General features: G+C 43.9%; 11 protein-coding genes. 9 read left to right on the top strand and 2 right to left on the bottom strand.

Annotated features, from left to right (window positions below):
- Window positions 1–116: 116 nt before the first annotated feature.
- Window positions 117–2642, bottom strand: a complete 2526-nt coding sequence (gene topA, locus F612_RS0107805; protein WP_019557205.1) for a type I DNA topoisomerase — start codon at window positions 2640–2642, stop codon at window positions 117–119.
- Between the two features lie 228 nt (window positions 2643–2870).
- On the opposite strand from topA, the gene F612_RS12405 reads away from it, so the two are divergent.
- A complete protein-coding gene (locus F612_RS12405; RefSeq protein WP_019557206.1) occupies window positions 2871–3800 on the top strand; it encodes an ATP-binding protein in 930 nt (309 codons plus the stop codon).
- 53 nt (window positions 3801–3853) lie between these two features.
- On the opposite strand, the gene dprA is transcribed toward F612_RS12405, so the two are convergent.
- Entirely contained in the window at window positions 3854–5002 is a 1149-nt protein-coding gene (dprA, locus tag F612_RS0107815; protein ID WP_019557207.1) for a DNA-processing protein DprA, read from the bottom strand.
- 59 nt (window positions 5003–5061) lie between these two features.
- On the opposite strand from dprA, the gene def reads away from it, so the two are divergent.
- The 8 genes from def (at window position 5062) to F612_RS0107855 (ending at window position 15262) form a co-directional block, all read left to right on the top strand.
- On the top strand, window positions 5062–5568 hold the full coding sequence (gene def / locus F612_RS0107820; RefSeq protein WP_019557208.1) for a peptide deformylase: 507 nt from the start codon (window positions 5062–5064) through the stop codon (window positions 5566–5568).
- 7 nt (window positions 5569–5575) lie between these two features.
- Window positions 5576–6586 (top strand): methionyl-tRNA formyltransferase, encoded by a 1011-nt coding sequence (gene fmt / locus F612_RS0107825; RefSeq protein WP_019557209.1) that lies wholly within the window; start codon window positions 5576–5578, stop codon window positions 6584–6586.
- The gene (gene rsmB / locus F612_RS0107830; RefSeq protein ID WP_019557210.1) at window positions 6583–7923 is read left to right on the top strand and encodes a 16S rRNA (cytosine(967)-C(5))-methyltransferase RsmB; all 1341 of its coding nucleotides are present in this window, start codon (window positions 6583–6585) and stop codon (window positions 7921–7923) included. The genes fmt and rsmB overlap by 4 nt, the downstream gene beginning before the upstream one ends.
- Complete coding sequence (locus tag F612_RS0107835; RefSeq protein ID WP_019557211.1) at window positions 7920–8624, top strand: DUF4390 domain-containing protein; 705 nt, start codon at window positions 7920–7922, stop codon at window positions 8622–8624. The genes rsmB and F612_RS0107835 overlap by 4 nt, the downstream gene beginning before the upstream one ends.
- A gap of 76 nt (window positions 8625–8700) precedes the next feature.
- The gene (locus F612_RS0107840; RefSeq protein WP_019557212.1) at window positions 8701–10893 is read left to right on the top strand and encodes an ATP-binding protein; all 2193 of its coding nucleotides are present in this window, start codon (window positions 8701–8703) and stop codon (window positions 10891–10893) included.
- Window positions 10890–12230, top strand: a complete 1341-nt coding sequence (locus F612_RS0107845; RefSeq protein ID WP_019557213.1) for a sigma-54-dependent transcriptional regulator — start codon at window positions 10890–10892, stop codon at window positions 12228–12230. Before F612_RS0107840 ends, F612_RS0107845 begins: the two co-directional genes overlap by 4 nt.
- Before the next feature lie 103 nt (window positions 12231–12333).
- Window positions 12334–13728 (top strand): Trk system potassium transporter TrkA, encoded by a 1395-nt coding sequence (gene trkA, locus F612_RS0107850; RefSeq protein WP_019557214.1) that lies wholly within the window; start codon window positions 12334–12336, stop codon window positions 13726–13728.
- A gap of 82 nt (window positions 13729–13810) precedes the next feature.
- Window positions 13811–15262: a TrkH family potassium uptake protein gene (locus tag F612_RS0107855; protein ID WP_019557215.1), complete on the top strand. Its 1452-nt coding sequence runs from the start codon at window positions 13811–13813 to the stop codon at window positions 15260–15262.
- Window positions 15263–15290 lie beyond the last annotated feature (28 nt).

The following is a 15290-nucleotide window of genomic DNA, read 5'->3' on the forward strand; positions in this document are numbered from 1 at the left end:
TGAATCGTCGTTTATTTACCTCAACAAACATCATGAGTCAATGTTAAAAAATGCCTATAAAAAAACCACCAGACCTAGTTTAGAGCTGATGGCTTCATAAATTGACAGAAAAAGGCCTAACTTTTGTCAGCGGCTTTTTTAACAACGGTTTTCTTAACCACGGCTTTTTTAGCCGCTGGTTTTTTTACGGGGGCCTTCTTAACCGCAGGCTTTTTCTTAACCGGAGCCTTTTTCGCGACGGTTTTTTTCGCGGCGACTTTTTTAGGCGCTGCTTTTTTTGCCCCCGCTCGACCACGTTTTTTAGGTTCAGGCGCTTCTTCCAAACGCTTTTGGCACTCTTCTAGAGAGAGTTCAAGCGGCTCTTCATCTTTTGCGATTTTGGCATTTTTCTTAGTCACCATATCTGTAATATAAGGCCCCCAACGACCTTTGAGAATTTTGACATCGGTCCCTGTAAACGTTTTGATGATCTTATCTGCATCAGCCTGAATTTTAGATTCAATCAAAGCAATTGAATCCTCTAAACTGATCTTTAAAGGTTCAAACCCCTTCATAGGGCAGTACATTTTTTCGCCATACTCCAAATACGGTCCAAACGGTCCTTGCTTGGCGATAATCATTTGACCTTTTTCTACGCCAAACTCTGAGCCATCAACGGCTTTAGCCCTAAACGACTCAGGCATTTCGCCCACCTCTCGCGGCAATTTAAACAACTCCAAGGCATCTTCAACTTTGAGTAGATCCATCTTTTGCCCGGGCATTAAGCTGGCAAACGTCGGTTTTTCATCATTCTCGCCATCGCCCACCTGCACATAAGGTCCAAAACGACCGATTTTGACAAACATCGGCTTACCACTTTGAGGATGATTACCTAATAATCGTTGCTGTCCGGCTTCTTCACGTGAGACTAACTCGGCTGCTTCAACACGCGGATGGAATTTAGTATAAAACTCTTCCAACATATCCTGCCATTCAAGCTCTCCCTTAGCAATGGTATCGAACCTCCCTTCAACCTTTGCGGTAAATTGATAGTCCAAAACTTCGCCAAAATGCTTGGTTAAAAAGCTGGTGACAATGCCCGCAATCTCAGTTGGGAACAACTTATTCTTTTCAGTACCCGCCATTTCAACCAGGCTGTGGGCTGTCACTTTACCCTCTGTTAATGTCACTTGACGATAAGTACGCTCTTTGCCTTCACGATCCTCTTTAACCACATAACCGCGCTGTTGTACCGTATCAATGGTCGGCGCATAGGTTGAAGGCCGTCCAATTCCCATCTCTTCCAGGGTACGCACCAAACTGGCTTCGTTATACCGTGGCGGTGGACGACTAAAACTTTGACGCGCACCTAGTTCAGCTACCTTCACGACCTGACCAACCGTCATAGGGGGTAACAATCCAGATTCATCATCCGAACCGAAGTCATAAACCTTTAAAAAGCCTTCAAAGATCACCACTTCACCTTTCGCCGTCAACTTATCGCTTGGCAGTCCATCAATCCCGATATCAACCGTGGTGCGTTGCAGTTTTGCATCGGCCATTTGTGAGGCGATCGCGCGACGCCAAATCAACTGATAGAGACGTTGTTCATTGCGTTCACCTGGGACAATATCCGTGGTAAATTCAGTTGGACGAATCGCTTCATGCGCCTCTTGAGCATCGGCATTTTTGGTTTTATAACGTCGTGGCACACTGAATTCTGAACCGTAGTTCTCAACAATCGCTAACCTGGCCTGTTCAATTGCAGTTTCTGATAAATTAACAGAATCCGTTCTCATGTAAGTGATTTTTCCAGACTCATATAAGCGCTGAGCAACCATCATGGTCTGCTTCACTGAAAAGCCTAACTTTGAAGAGGCTTCTTGTTGCAAAGTTGAGGTCGTAAACGGCGCTTTAGGACTACGTTTAGCAGGCTTCTCTTCAAGCGAAATGACTGATAAATTACTTTTAGCCACGGCTTCCAAAAAGGCCGTAGCTTCTTCTTCTGTGTCAAAAGTGGCAGTACGTTTAACATCCAATTTACCAACGGTTTTTTGTGAACCATCTAATAAATCTAATGCCCCTTGCACACGATACACAAAATTTGATTCATAGGCATCAACCTCTCTTTCACGTTCTACAATCAGACGTACCGCAACGGATTGAACACGTCCAGCAGAAAGTCCTGTACGGATTTTTTTCCATAAAACAGGCGAAAGTTCAAAGCCTACAATACGATCCAATACGCGGCGGGCTTGCTGGGCATTCACTACATTCATATCCACCGTGCGCGGTTCTGCAACGGCTTTTTGTATAGCGGGTTTTGTGATTTCGTGAAAAACGATACGTTTTGTGGTTTTAACATCTAAATTAAGCGCTTCGGCAAGGTGCCAGGCGATTGCTTCACCCTCGCGATCCTCATCCGTCGCCAACCATACGGCCTCGGCGGTTTTGGCGATTTTTCTAAGCTCTGCCACCGTTTTCTTTTTATCTGGAGAAATTTCATAGGTTGGTTCAAAGCGATTGGCTAAATCAATTCCCATGCCTTTTTTCTGCATATCTCGAATATGACCATAACTGGACAGTACGGTAAAATCTTTACCCAAAAATTTTTCAATGGTCTTAGCTTTTGCCGGGGACTCCACGATCACCAAATTTGTCATATCTTTTTTTACTCAATTATATGTGTAATGAAATTACTTCTTTTTTAAGGGTGCAAAATTTTTCACACTTTTGCAAACACTAATTCAAATTTTCAGCTTATTTTATGCTTATCGGCTTTTTACCCAACATTCTCGGTGTTAGCTTACCTACTTATGCTTACCAAAAAAAATTTAAGTTGTTATAATTGAGACTTTTACGTGACCTTTTAATTACAGACGAAAATACTCATGGTGATCAGCACTGCGCAAGACGTCATTCAACCTCACTCAATACAACTCTTATTAATTGGTTCAGACCAACACTCTGAGATTTTTCTGCGCACGACACTTAAGAAAGAAGGCTTTCAACTGACTTTTGTAAAAACTCCCGAGGAAGCTAAACGACTTATCTTTGAGAAGCCAGCCTCTTTTTACAGTGCCTACTTATTTGACGATCACCAGCAAACAGAACAAAATTTGAATCTTTTACAGATTTTAAAAGCGGACAGTCAATATGCCCTCGTTCCAGCTATTTTCCAAACCGACAGTCGACACTCTCAGGAAATTGAATTGAGTCTAGCCAACGGTGCTTATTTCTTTCTCCTAAAACCCTTCACCAAGGACCTACTGTTTTCTGTTTTAAATGCCGCATTAAAGGGCTTTACCAACCACCAAGAACTGACTAGTCGTGTGGCTGACATTGAAAACACTCGGACGATGATTGACCAAGCCCAATTTCACATCAGAACCATTCAGGATGCTAAGAGTCTCTCTTCAGTATTGGCTTACATGACCCCAAACCCAAGGGAAAGCAGAGTGGGTTTATTTGAATTAATGGTCAATGCCATTGAACATGGTAATCTAAAAATTTCGTATCAAGAAAAAACAAAATTGATTCAACAAAATATACTTCAAAACGAGATTTTAAAAAGACTTACCCTACCAGAAAATCATAAAAAACTAGTAACGGTCCTGTTTAGTCAAACACCCCAACAATTAGAATTTACCATTACGGACACAGGAAGTGGATTTGATTATTTGCCCTATTTAGAATTTTCAGTAGAGCGTGCTATGGATAACCATGGACGAGGTATTTTAATTGCTAACAAGTTAAGTTTTGATGAATTGGAGTATTCAAATAACGGTTCAAAAGTGACTGGTAGAATCAACCTAAAGTAACACTCTATGAAACTTTGGCAAAGTGACAAACCAGGTTTGTTTACTCAAATTATTTACGAAATCCTTCGCCAACGCCCTGCGGACATCGCCTCAATATCGCCTGATAATTCTAACATTATCAATTGCCCTTGAATCGCTGAAACAGGGCTTTTACTTAAAACAGCCAACTCATCCAAACCAATCGGTTCATAACCAATATGCTCTAAAATAGGTTGTTTCGATGAATCCAGTTTATTACCCTTGCTCTGCAATTCAAACGGTAACTGCTTACTGTTAGAAACGGTCTGCTGGGGCTCCAAGGAGAACTGAATCAAAGCTGACAGTTCCTCAAAAACATCTTGTCCAGACTCTACCAACTTTGCCCCCTGCTTAATCAGCTGATGACAGCCTTTCGCTAAAGGGTTATTGATCGATCCCGGCACGGCAAAGACCTCCCGACCTTGTTCAATGGCCGTTTTCGCCGTAATCAAAGATCCACTTTTTAAAGCCGCTTCAACCACCAGCGTGCCCACACTCAAACCACTGATAATGCGATTACGGCGTGGGAAATTGAATGCTAAAGGAGGTGTTCCCAAGGGAAACTCTGAAATCATCACCCCCTCTTCAGCAATTTGTCGTGCTAGAGCTTGATTGGCAGCAGGATAGATACGATCCAAGCCAGTACCAATCACCGCAACGGTTTTACCTAAGCCTTGTAGACCACCTTGATGTGCCGCAGCATCAATACCTAAAGCCAATCCACTGGTAATCGTCAGCCCTTGATTGGAAAGATGCTGAGCAAAGTCCTTAGCAATATTCACCCCTTGCTTAGAAGCATGACGACTGCCGACAATCGCCAGCTGTGGGTCTTTTAGTAAGGCTACATTTCCTCTGACTGATAATAAAATCGGGGCATCATCAATTGAGGCAAGCAACTCTGGATAACCAGCAGAACCAATAGGCAGGTAACTTTGCAAAGGCCGCTCGGCCCATTCCAGAGCCAAATCGACCAGACCTGCTCGTTCTGTTAACATGAAACTTTCCAACTGCTTTTTAGAGAGAATCTCACTGTTTCTCCACTCAGCTTCACCGGCACTCACCGCAGTCGAAATCGAGCCAAAATAGACCAGAATATCTTGCAGCTGTTTTAAAGAAACATGGCTCAAGTGCAAGGCTAGTAAACTAGGAAGGTCAAAGCTGGGTAAATCAGAAAAATTTGACATAGTTCGCTATAATATGAGAATTAATTAAACCAAGTATAACTGAAGCATAAAACAACACTATGGAAAAACTTGATATCGTTCTCTACCCTGAAGCAGGCTTAAGAGAAATCTGCGCACCCATCCCAGAAATGACGGATGACTTAGACAAACTCATCGATGATATGTTCTATACGATGTATGATGCACCCGGCATCGGTTTAGCGGCACCCCAAATTGCCGTACAACAACGTTTAATTGTCGTAGACATCTCGGAAAGTAATGATCAACCAATTGCGTTACTCAATCCAGAAATCATTAAAAGCGCTGGCACGATAGAGTGGGAAGAAGGCTGCCTCTCAATGCCGGGTATTTACGCCAGTGTCACACGGCCTAGTGATATTTTGGTTCGAGGCATGAATCGTGAAGGCAAAATGATTGAATTCGAAGCCAGTGAGCTATTGGCCGTTTGTATTCAACATGAAATTGATCACCTGAATGGCAAAATGTTTATTGACCATCTTTCGGGTCTGAAACGTGCCCGTGCTATTCAAAAATTCCGTAAATCACTTCTCCAACAAGAGTCCTAAATTAATAATGCCAATGACCGAAAACGCCGCATCTCCAGCATCACGACCGCTCAGAATACTCTTTGCAGGCACCCCTGAATTTTCGGTTGCGCCTTTACAGGCACTGCTCGATTCAAAACATGAAATTGTCGGCGTTTACACCCAACCCGATCGCCCTGCTGGACGTGGGCGTAAGTTGACGGCCAGCCCCGTTAAAGTCGTGGCGTTAGAGCATGGTCTACCGGTGTTCCAACCTGAAAATTTCAAAACCGCAGAGACCTGCGAACAACTTGCCAGCTTAAAGGCGGATGTCATGGTGGTGGTCGCTTATGGTTTGATTCTGCCAAAAGCGGTTTTGGAAATGCCAACCTTTGGTTGCTTAAATATACATGCCTCTTTACTGCCTAGGTGGCGTGGGGCAGCACCGATTCAACGTGCGATTGAAGCAGGTGATGCTTTAAGTGGTGTCACCATTATGCAAATGAACATGGGATTGGATACCGGGGATATGCTTCATAAAGTCATCACTGAAATCACCTCTAAAGACAGTGCTCAAGCGTTACACGACCGCTTAAGTGTTTTAGGTTCACAAGCTTTAATGGAGACCTTATGTGCTTTGCAAAGCCAGGCATTGCAACCGGAAAAACAGGATGAAAATCTGGTCACCTATGCGCAGAAACTCAGCAAAGCAGAAGCGGAAATCGACTGGTTTCAGTCGGCTGAATCAATTGTGCGCAAAATACAAGCCTTTAACCCTTGGCCTGTTGCCTTTACCCACTTTCAAGAACACCCTTTGAGAATCGGCCAAGCAAAGCAACTCTTACATGATGAACTAGCAGAACTCACGCAGTATGCAGATGCGAGTGTGCTTGCTCAAAACACACCTGGCCTGGTGCTTTCAATTAATAAGGTTGGCGTAGTGGTGATGACCGGTACCTTACCCATCTTATTGCAGCAGATTCAGCCTACAGGTAAAAAAATGATGTCTGCCTATGACTTTGCGCAGTCGCGCCCAGTACTGGGGGCATGTTTTAAATGAGTCACCCTCAAAACAATAGTCCCGCGCTTAACAGCCGCTTTATTGCACTCAAAATCTGTTTAGCCGTCATTGATGGGGGACGTTCTTTAAGCCAGGCCTTGCCTGAAGGATTAGCGCAGTTCTCTGATCGACGAGAACGCAACTTCACTCAAAATTTAGTATTAGGCACTTTACGTTGGCAGTATCGATTAGAAGCCATCCGCAGCCATCTACTGAAGAAAAAACTCAAAGCCAAAGACGAAGATGTGAACCAACTTATTTTATTAGGTTTGTATCAGATTTTGTATATGGAAACCCCGGAACATGCCGCGGTTTCAGAAACGGTTGCACTGGTGCCTAAGCTTAAAAAGCCATGGGCCAAAGCACTCATGAATGGGGTTTTACGGACATTTTTACGTGATAAAGAAGCGATTTGTGCTGAAGTCGACTTAAAACCAGCCTTTCGTTATGCTCACCCCCAATGGATGGTGAGAGAACTCCGTAAAGCCTACCCCAAAGAGTGGGAAAACGTTCTCATGGCTAACAATGAGATTGCAGCACTGACTTTACGCGTGAATACAATTCAACAAACTCGAGAAGCACTCCTTCTCAAATTGACTGAAGCAGACATTGCAGCCGAACTTCATCCAACGGCCCCACAGGGCATAGTGTTGCTGCAAGGCGTCGATATCACCAGCCTACCAACCTATGAGGAAGGTGGTTTTAGCGTGCAGGATCCTGCGGCACAACAAGCAGCAAATATATTATCGCCTCAGCCGGGTGAACGCATTCTGGATGCATGTGCGGCTCCGGGTGGTAAAACGACTCATTTGTTAGAGTTATCCAACAATGAAGCCAAGGTTTTTGCTTTAGAGAAAGAGCCTGAACGCTTAGAGCGTTTATCTGAAAACCTCTATCGTTTGGATTTGGAGGCAGAATACCAAGCAGGCGATGCCTCCTTGCCAGAGACTTGGTGGGATGGCAACTTGTATGACAAAATACTATTAGATGCGCCTTGTTCGGCCACCGGCATTATTCGCCGCCACCCTGATATCAAATGGCACCGCACCGAAGAGGATATTGAAGAAGTGGTCTCACTCCAAGCCGAGATTTTAAAAGCATTATGGCCTTTGTTAAAACCGGGTGGAAAGCTGCTATATGCCACCTGCTCTATTTTACCGCAAGAGAATACGTTACAAATGCAGCACTTCCTTGCAGAAGAATCCACAGCAAAGGAGATTCCAATTAAAGCGGCCTGGGGTGAAGACTCCGATCGTCCAGGACGCCAAATACTGCCAGGCACGTCTGGCATGGATGGATTTTTCTACTGTTTGCTTGAAAAAATCTCACCCCCATGAACTCTCTTGCATCAGCATCAACCCACACCAGAAAACCTTTGGCACTTAGCTTAAGGACTCGATGCCAAGATGCGACCAGGCCTGCTCATTTAAAAAGCACCTTAAAACAGACTGTTATTCGTGCTGTTTTTCAGAGCTTTATGGGAATGGTTAGCATAACAAGCTTCGTAACCGCTGCGCAGGCCAGTGATGAAATCATGATTCTCCGTGTCAGTGATTATCAGCAAAATCAAAAGCTATTGTTGGATTCGGAAAGCCGCTTCAATCTGCCTGACGCCATTATCACCGCCATAAACCATGAAATTCCGCTGACCTTTAAAACGGAAATCAGACTCAGTGAAAAAAACCAACGATTGGGTTTCGATTACGAACGTACTCGAGTGGCGATTGAATACCAGACCCGCCTTTATGTCGAAGGTGTGAATCCGCGTTATTACCTTTATAACTCGCGCAACCTTAAGACACAAAGCTTTGCTAGTTTAAAATCGGCCTTGCTGACCTTAGGTACTTTACAAAGTTTTCCAGTGATCAATCTTTCGGAATTACACCCTAAACAGCACTACACCCTAAAAATGAGAATTTCTTTAGATCACTGGCAACTACCCGCTCCCTTACTCATGGAATCACTGTTTAAAAGCCACTGGCGATTAAGCAGTGGTTGGTATGACGTCAGCATACAAACACCTGGGAGCTGGTTATAGTGTCGTTCTCCAATCAATGTAATGATAAAACAATAGAGTTCGATCCTTTAATGTACTTTGAATCGCGAGGCGACAAATGAACTCTCATTTTTGGCGTTTTTTAAAACAGTATGGTTGGATTACTCTCATTTCGGGTGCATTACTTATTTTGCTCGTGATTATGAGTCAAATTTTGCAAAATGCATCGAGTTTTGCCGAGACCTATTCAACCCTATTATTTGCAACTTTCGGGGGCGTTGGCGTGCTTCTATTCGTACTCTTTAAAACCCTATGGGGTCTAAGATTACAACGTAAAAGAAATGTGCCTGGTAGCAAAATCACCATCCGTTTAACGACCATTGCCACCTTAATGTTGGGCATACCGAGCGCGATTATTTTTTACTTCTCTCTAACCTTTATTCAACAAGGTATTAATCAATGGTTTGATGTCAAAACCGAAACCGCATTGGAAAATGCGTCGGCTTTGGTGCGTACAGCACTTGATAATAAAACTCGCGACATGCTCAATTTAACCCTGGCCGCCGCAAAGGATAAAAGCCCATCACTCGCCACGTCACCGATCATCGAAGTCAGTAAACTGCGAACATTATTAAACGCTCAAGAAGTCGCTTTATATCATTCTAATCAACAACTTATTGCCTTCAGTAGCGCCGAAATAAGTGATACTTTACCCCTCCCTCCAGGAGACAACCTGTTCCAACAAATCCGTCAGAAAAAAACCTATGCCGCAATCGAAAGTCATCAAGAGCCTGGATCCGTAGAACAATTTATCCGAGTCATTATTCCATTCTCCGATCTCGATTTGGCTGGAAACTATGCCCTACAAGTTCTATTTCCCATTCCCAGCAATATGACTCAGCTTGCAGAATCCGTAGCCATAGCCGCTGGTCAATACAAAGAACTCTCTTATTTAAAAGGGCCTTTAACGGCCAGTTTTATACTCATTTTATCGATGGTATTATTATTGACTCTGGTTACGGCCGTGTTGTTCACCATTCAGGCCGTGCAAAACTTCACCCGACCTATTCGTACCCTAGCACGTGGCACAAAAGCCGTTTCTAAAGGTGATTATAGTGTCAAAATGACCATCAAAGAGAATGATGAATTTGGTGATTTAACCCAATCTTTTAATGATATGATTCAGCGCATATCTAAAGCCAGAACCGACATTAAACTCGGTCATCAACAGACAGAAGTTCAAAAACTCTATCTGCAAGCCGTCATAAAAAACCTCACCAGCGGGGTACTGACTCTCGACATGAATTTGCGAATCCGCACCACAAACGATGCCGCGCAAAAAATCCTCAATACCGATTTAGACAGCCATATAGGACAACGCATTGATGAGTGGGTTAAGCATGAACAAAATACCCATTTGTTTGAGCTGTTTGCACACATTACTCCCATGTTTAAACAAGGCGCGACCCCTTGGAATTTACAACAAGAATTTACTTGTAAACAAGGCCAAAAAATCCTGATGATCCATGGGTCAACTTTGCCGAGTGTCGACAAGAAAATTGGTGGTTATGTCATCGTTATTGATGATGTGACCGAAATGGTTCAGGCACAGTTAAATGCCGCTTGGAGTGATGTAGCGCGTCGTTTAGCACATGAAATCAAAAACCCGTTGACACCCATTCAACTTTCGGCAGAGCGTCTTAATTACAAACTCCACGCTAAACTTAACAATGAAGATCAAGCCTTACTTGCGCGAATGACCAACACTATCATTGAACAAGTGTCGACCATGCAAACTCTGGTTCAAGCCTTCTCAGATTATGCCAATACGCCTGATGTGCTACTCCAACAAACCGACATTAACCGTCTCATCACTGATATTGCAGAGATGTATCGCGCGCCTTCAGCCAGCTGGAGAGTACAAATAGACCTTACAAAAGAGTGTCCCTTGGTATTGGCTGATAGCGCCCGTTTGCGCCAACTTCTGCATAACCTTATAAAGAATGCCCTTGAGGCGACTGTCGACACAATACTGCCTCGCATTAAAATTACCACGCTCTATCAAGATACTGAAAACATCACCCTCAGCATCTGTGATAATGGACCGGGGATACCAGAAGAATCGCAGAACTGGATTTTTGAGCCTTATGCCTCTGATAAACCAAAAGGCACTGGTTTAGGCCTGGCCATTGTGCGTAAAATTGTGGAAGAGCACCGGGGTAAAATTACGCTGAATTCCTCACCGGATGAAGGCACCTGTTTTATAATTACTTTACCCGTATTATCGAGTGAAAATGAAGGACCTAAATGAAAGCAGGTAAGCTATTAATTGTCGATGACGAAAAAGACATCCGAAACTTAATGGAAGAAATCTTTATTGAGGAAGGTTATCAAGTTGAAACAGCCGCAAATGGTATACAAGCCCAAAACGCCTGGCGCAAAACCCTGCCTGACGTCATCTTCCTAGATGTATGGATGCCGGATATCGATGGCATTTCATTGTTGGCCGATATGCAAAAAGAACATGTTTTAGATCATGCGAAAGTGATTATGATGTCTGGACATGGCACGATTGAAACCGCGATAGAAGCCACAAAACTAGGTGCCTACGATTTTCTGGAAAAGCCACTTTCACTCGCTAAGCTGATTGTCACCGCAGAACGCGCGCTTGAACACAATCGATTAAATCAAGAAAATCGACAGCTTAAACAGAAACAGCCAGAACAACTTTTACCCATTGGCAAAAGTAAAAGCATCATTCAGCTCAGAGAGACCATTGACCGTCTGTCGAAATTCACCATGCCCATTTTAATCAGTGGAGAGCCCGGTTCAGGTAAACATCATATTGCGCGCGCTTTACATAAAACGAGTAGCCGTAAAGACTATGCCTTAGTGGAGATATCTGCGATTGACTTCAATCGGTTGACAGATGAAGTTGTATTAGATCCTTTAAAAAAGCTCCTGAGAGAGGCCCATAACGGCTCTTTAGTGATTGCTAACCTTGAGCAACTCTCCGCCAACTCACAACATATTCTAGCCACCTTAATTCAGAAACAGGTCTACCAAGCCACACCTGGCAGTGATGCCATTGCAATGGATATCCGCTTGATTGCCTTATCTAAAACGGATTTGGAACAAGCTGTCCAGCAAAGCAATTTCAGAGATGACCTTTACCAACGCTTAAAAGTGATGCCCATTCTGTTACCGGCTTTGCGCCAACACACGGAAGATATTCCAGAATTAGTAGACTACTTTGTAAATCACTTTGTCACACAAGAAACGCTTGAATACCGTCACTTTACCGTCCCGGCACAGAACGTTTTGCGCCAATACGGCTGGCCTGGCAACCTGAAAGAGTTGAAAAATTTAATTCAACGCATTCTTATACTGGGCCGTGGCGAAGTCACCGATTCTGAAATAAAAAATGCCTTACAGAAAATTGATAATTCCGTGGAACAAGACTCTACAGTGGATACGTCACTGCTGTTAAAAGAGGCAAAAGATAGACTAGAAGGGGCCTATTTAAGTCAGTTGCTACGAGAAACGGGGGGGAATGTCTCTGAAACAGCAAAACGTTCAGGCATTGATAGAACCAACCTCTACCGTAAATTGAAAGCGCTTGGAATCAACCCCAAAAACCCCACATAAAGCGACTAAAATGTCTGTAGAATGGTTTTTCTACAGAATTTAAACCCACTTTAAGAGACCTTTGCATGCATTGAGGTCGCTTTAAACACAAAGACACACAACTATGAATATCGTAATCTTAGGCGCAGGTCAGGTAGGCTCCTCTCTTGCTGAATTACTGGCTAATGAAAATCATGATGTCACCGTGGTTGACCTCGACAGACTGCATTTGCAACGCCTGCAAGACCGCCTCGATATTCGGACTATTTGTGGTCATGCATCGCACCCGGATATACTCGCGCAAGCCGGATTGGAAGATGCCGACATGCTCATTGCTGCGACTCAAAACGATGAAACCAATATCGTCGCGTGTCAACTTGCCCACATCATGCATAAGACCGGTACTAAAATTGCCCGGGTACGAAGCCGTTCTTATTTAGACCATCCCGAATTGTTTGATAAACATAACGACAATGCCATTCCCATAGATGTCTTAATTAGTCCAGAAAGCCTGGTCACAGACTATATATTACAGCTTATCGATTACCCTGGATCACTACAGGTAATCGACTTTTCTGAAGGCAAGGTGCGTATGGTTGCGATGCGTGCCTACGCCGATGGTTTGCTGGTAAACAATAAAATTCGTACCCTTAATGAACACCTTCCAGCGAATATTAAAACGCGTATTGTTGCCATCTATCGACGTGATGAAGTGGTCATGCCAACCGGTGATACTGTCATACAAGCAGGCGATGAGGTTTTCTTTTTGGCGGAACCTAAACATATCTCGGCGATTGTTTCTGAGCTACGCCATAAAAAAGAGCGACCTTCACGTAATATCATGATTGGTGGAGGCGGAAATATAGGCTTTAGTTTAGCGCAAGCGCTGGAAGCCGATCACCAAGTAAAACTCATTGATCGCAATATGGAACAGGCGCGTCAAGTTGCCGAAACACTTGACCGCACCATCATTATCCACGGGGATGTCTCGGATAAAGACCTTCTTTTAGAAGAGAATATTGATGAAATAGACCTGTTTGTCGCAGTGACGAATAATGATGAAGCCAATATCATCTCCGGCATGCTCGCTAAAAAACTCGGTGTTAGACGAGTGATTGCACTGGTAAACAACCAATCCTATGTTGAACTGATTCAGCTCAACAGCATTGACGTTGCCATTTCCGCAGACAGCATCACCACCAGTAACTTATTGCATTATATGCGCCAAGGTGACACTGTTAAAGCAGCGACTTTAAGACGTGGTGCTGCAGAAGCCATGGAAGTCATTGCCCATGGCAGTGAAAATAGCTCCGCGATTATCGGTCAAAAAATTGGCGACATCCCTTGGCCAAGCGATATTACCATCGGCTGTATTATCCGAGGTCAAGAGGTGATCATCGCCCATCGTAGTTTAGAAATCCAAGCTGAAGATCATGTCATTCTATTTTTGACCGATCCTAAAAGTTCTGCCGAAATATCCAAGCTCTTCTCGCCCGAAGTAAAACAAAATTGGTTTTAAGATTTAAAGTGATCCGCTTAAGCATGGAAAAGGCGCAACAGATGCTCGGTTTCAAACGATGATGAAAGGTTAATCTCCCACAATGCATTCTAAAATTATCTTAAAAATACTTGGCTTATTCCTGATGGTCTTTAGTGCGAGCCTCGTGCCACCTGTCCTGATTGCACTCTTTTATCAAGACGGCGCATTTGTCTCTTTTTCGAACGTTTTAATTGGGGTATTGGTACTGGGATTACTGCTTTGGTATCCTGTGCGTAACCATAAGCGAGAACTCAAGATCCGCGATGGATTTTTAATCGTTGTCATGTTCTGGACCGTACTGGGATTTGTGGGCGCACTGCCTTTTTACATCGAAAAAGAAGTTCCATTGAGCTTAACCGATGCTATTTTTGAGTCCTTCTCTGGCCTGACAACTACTGGCGCCACGATTCTAACCGGCCTTGATGATATGCCACACGCCATTCTCTGGTACCGCCAACAACTGCAATGGATGGGCGGCATGGGGATTATCGTTTTGGCGGTTGCCATCTTACCGATGCTGGGCATTGGGGGCATGCAGCTCTACCGTGCGGAAACACCTGGCCCGGTGAAAGATACCAAAATTGCCCCACGCATTTCACAAACGGCTAAGGCTCTCTGGTACATTTATGTCGGACTCACCATATCATGTGCCCTTGGTTACTGGTTTGCAGGTATGAATTGGTTTGACGCATTTACCCACAGCTTTTCAACCGTGGCGATTGGTGGATTTTCCACCCATGATGCCAGCATTGCTTATTTTAATAGCCCTGCCATTGAAGGTGTTGCCATATTTTTTATGATTGCTTCTGGGATTAATTTCGCGCTGCACTTCACCGCTTTTAGACACCTAAAAGGCTTATCCTACTTTCGTGATCCCGAGTTTAAGGCCTATATCAGCTTACTCATCATTGGGGTGTTAGTGGCCACCAGTTACCTTTATCTCCATCAAATCTATCCAACCCTAGGAGATGCATTTCGTTACGGACTTTTCCAAACCGTCTCCATCGCCACCACGACCGGTTTTACCAATTCTGACTTTGCATTATGGCCCGCCTTCTTACCCATCATGCTCATTTTTATGAGTTTTATCGGTGGCAGCGCAGGCTCCACAGCCGGTGGTATGAAAATGATTCGTTTTGTTCTATTGTTTAAACAAGGCATGCGAGAAATCAAAAGCTTATTACACCCTAATGCCATTCTGCCCGTTAAGCTCAATGGTAAAAGTATTCCTGAGAAAGTCATGACGGCTGTCTGGGGGTTTTTCTCGGTGTATGTCTTTACCTTTGCCATTTTAATGCTGATGATCATGGCACTAGGCGTTGATCAAACCACTGCATTTTCAGCAATCGCCGCCATGATGAACAACTTAGGTCCAGGTTTGGGCGAGGTTGCCTTCAATTACCAAACCATGAGCGATCCGGTCAAGTGGATTTTGACCTTTGCGATGTTATTGGGTCGACTTGAGATATTCACTTTATTAGTTCTATTTACGACGGCTTTCTGGCGTAAATAGAGCGAATAACAGATCGCCAAAATGAGCC

It is taken from the genome of Thiomicrorhabdus arctica DSM 13458, from assembly GCF_000381085.1.
Taxonomy (GTDB): domain Bacteria; phylum Pseudomonadota; class Gammaproteobacteria; order Thiomicrospirales; family Thiomicrospiraceae; genus Thiomicrorhabdus; species Thiomicrorhabdus arctica.

What these genes read in the sequence shown, in the direction of transcription:
- trkA (WP_019557214.1), top strand. Translation starts at nt 12,334, where the DNA reads ATGAATATCGTAATCTTAGGCGCAGGTCAGGTAGGCTCCTCTCTTGCT.
- F612_RS0107855 (WP_019557215.1), top strand. Translation starts at nt 13,811, where the DNA reads ATGCATTCTAAAATTATCTTAAAAATACTTGGCTTATTCCTGATGGTC.
- F612_RS12405 (WP_019557206.1), top strand. Translation starts at nt 2,871, where the DNA reads ATGGTGATCAGCACTGCGCAAGACGTCATTCAACCTCACTCAATACAA.
- def (WP_019557208.1), top strand. Translation starts at nt 5,062, where the DNA reads ATGGAAAAACTTGATATCGTTCTCTACCCTGAAGCAGGCTTAAGAGAA.
- F612_RS0107845 (WP_019557213.1), top strand. Translation starts at nt 10,890, where the DNA reads ATGAAAGCAGGTAAGCTATTAATTGTCGATGACGAAAAAGACATCCGA.
- fmt (WP_019557209.1), top strand. Translation starts at nt 5,576, where the DNA reads ATGCCAATGACCGAAAACGCCGCATCTCCAGCATCACGACCGCTCAGA.
- rsmB (WP_019557210.1), top strand. Translation starts at nt 6,583, where the DNA reads ATGAGTCACCCTCAAAACAATAGTCCCGCGCTTAACAGCCGCTTTATT.
- F612_RS0107835 (WP_019557211.1), top strand. Translation starts at nt 7,920, where the DNA reads ATGAACTCTCTTGCATCAGCATCAACCCACACCAGAAAACCTTTGGCA.
- dprA (WP_019557207.1), bottom strand. Translation starts at nt 5,002, where the DNA reads ATGTCAAATTTTTCTGATTTACCCAGCTTTGACCTTCCTAGTTTACTA.
- F612_RS0107840 (WP_019557212.1), top strand. Translation starts at nt 8,701, where the DNA reads ATGAACTCTCATTTTTGGCGTTTTTTAAAACAGTATGGTTGGATTACT.
- topA (WP_019557205.1), bottom strand. Translation starts at nt 2,642, where the DNA reads ATGACAAATTTGGTGATCGTGGAGTCCCCGGCAAAAGCTAAGACCATT.